Annotated in this window: 2 protein-coding genes and 1 pseudogene; 2 read left to right on the top strand and 1 reads right to left on the bottom strand. The window is 60.6% G+C overall.

Annotated elements, in window-relative coordinates; genetic code table 11:
- Positions 1-175 precede the first annotated feature (175 nt).
- Complete coding sequence (locus BW970_RS21365) at positions 176-343, top strand: PAS domain-containing protein (RefSeq protein WP_200799327.1); 168 nt, start codon at positions 176-178, stop codon at positions 341-343.
- A 376-nt stretch (positions 344-719) separates the two neighbouring features.
- Entirely contained in the window at positions 720-1,454 is a 735-nt protein-coding gene (locus BW970_RS20185) for a pseudouridine synthase (protein WP_229740578.1), read from the top strand.
- Between the two features lie 14 nt (positions 1,455-1,468).
- Here BW970_RS20185 and BW970_RS20180 read toward each other — a convergent pair.
- Positions 1,469-1,987 (bottom strand): annotated as a pseudogene (locus tag BW970_RS20180) (NADP-specific glutamate dehydrogenase); the annotation flags it as partial.

Raw genomic sequence — 1,987 nt, 5'->3', positions numbered from 1 at the left:
ACACCGCGCTCGGCATCCCTGTCACAGAGCCCGTGGGATAAGTCTGTCCGGGGAAAGGGGAACCCCGGCCATCAGCCGATTTGTGCAACAGAGCCAACGCGATGTGACAGGAACAAGAGGCGCCTGGTGCAACGCATCAGGGTAAGCGGTCGCTGGATAGCACGGTCAGCTCAGCTTGAGTGTTCCAGCAGTCCGGAAGGACGGAGCGCAAATCTCGATCCAGTTCTCCATCGTCCCGTTGCGCGGCGAGGACGGTGACTTGCAGGCGGTCGCGGCGATCATGCGCGACGTCACCGAGGACTTCGAAGAGCGCAAAAGGTTGCGGCGCGCGCTTCGTGGTTGAGGGAATCGTCGAGGCTGACAGGCACTGGATTCGGCCTGCATGACCGAGCCAGCCTACACCTAAACGGGTTCACCTTGGGAGAACGGATGCTGCGAGAACTTCAATGCCCGGTCCGGCGAAAAGTGTTCAGCTGAGGAATCTTCTGTAGCCCCAGCCAAGCGCTGGCTCCGATCGAGTGAAGAAGGAAACACCACAACACCAAGCGACCCCATGGCGCTCTGGGCTATCACCCTCCGGCTCCTGAAACTATCGTTCCGATGGAGCGAAAGCCGGTCATTCTCCAGCATACAAACTGGACTTTCCGGGTGGGACCGATCATGGCGATAGAGCCGCAAGCACCCGTCGTGGTGCGTTTCGTTTACGAGGATCACCGGATTTGTCCAGCAGTTCATTCACACGTGTAGACAAGCTCTTGTCCTCGATGGGATATGGTACTCGCAAGGACATCGCGGGGCTGGCGCGGACTGGTGGCATTGTCTTTGATCAAGGTGAGATCCTGGACGCCTCCATCCGCATCCCTGTCAGTGCGGATCTGCCCCGCCGCATGACGGTCGCGGGCAAGCCGCTTGATCCGCCTGCCGGCCTGGTCGTCATGATGAACAAACCCCTGGGCGTGACCTGTTCGCACAAGGAGGCAGGCGAACTTGTCTATGACAGGCTGCCTGCGCGCTGGCGACGCCGCAAGCCCGCCATTTCAACCATTGGGCGTTTGGACAAACAGACCACGGGCCTTTTGCTTCTGACCGACGACGGTGACCTTCTGCATCGTATCAGCAGCCCGAGAAGTCGACTCAGCAAAACCTACCATGTCACGCTTGCCCGTCCACTCGACGGCACGGAAACCGCACTGTTTGCGTCTGGCAGACTCACGCTCAGAGGCGATGACAAACCCCTGGCACCGGCAGTGTTGGAGATAATCTCGGAAACCGAAGCCCTGATCACCGTGACGGAGGGCCGATACCACCAGGTTCGCCGCATGTTCGCTGCCGCAGGCAATTTCGTCGAAGCTCTGCGACGTGAACGCTTGGGCGATCTCCGCCTACACGACACGCTCGCTCCCGGTCGATGGAAGCTCCTGAACAAGGAAGAGATCGCCCTCGTTTTTCGATGACCGAGGGGATCGGCTCAGATCACTCCCAGCATCCGCATGGCTTTCGCAACCCGCACGAAACCGGCGATGTTCGCGCCCAGGACGTAGTCACCGGGAGCGCCATATTCATCGGCAGTTTCGGCGCATCTGTCGTGGATGCTCTTCATGATCTGAGCCAACCGCTGTTCGGTCTGCTCAAAGCTCCAGCGGTCACGGCTGGCGTTCTGCTGCATTTCGAGCGCCGACGTCGCAACGCCCCCCGCGTTCGCCGCCTTGCCGGGCCCAAACAGGATGCCGGCCTCGCGCAAGATGCGGATCGCTTCGGGGGTGCAGGGCATGTTCGCGCCTTCGCCAACAGCCAGAACGCCGTTCTTGACCAGCGATTTCGCGTCCTTGCCTGTCAGTTCGTTCTGGGTCGCTGAGGGCATTGCCACGTCACAGGGTAGATCCCAGACAGAACGTAAGCGGCGGCTGGCTCCCACCTTCCCCCGGTTCCTCGGACCTGAGATTTCGCGCCTTACGGAGATGGGTGCGGGAGTTTCGCGATGGCGACT

It is taken from the genome of Gemmobacter megaterium (genome assembly GCF_900156815.1).
Lineage (GTDB): Bacteria > Pseudomonadota > Alphaproteobacteria > Rhodobacterales > Rhodobacteraceae > Wagnerdoeblera > Wagnerdoeblera megaterium.
This window is presented reverse-complemented; position numbering and strand designations above follow the sequence as displayed.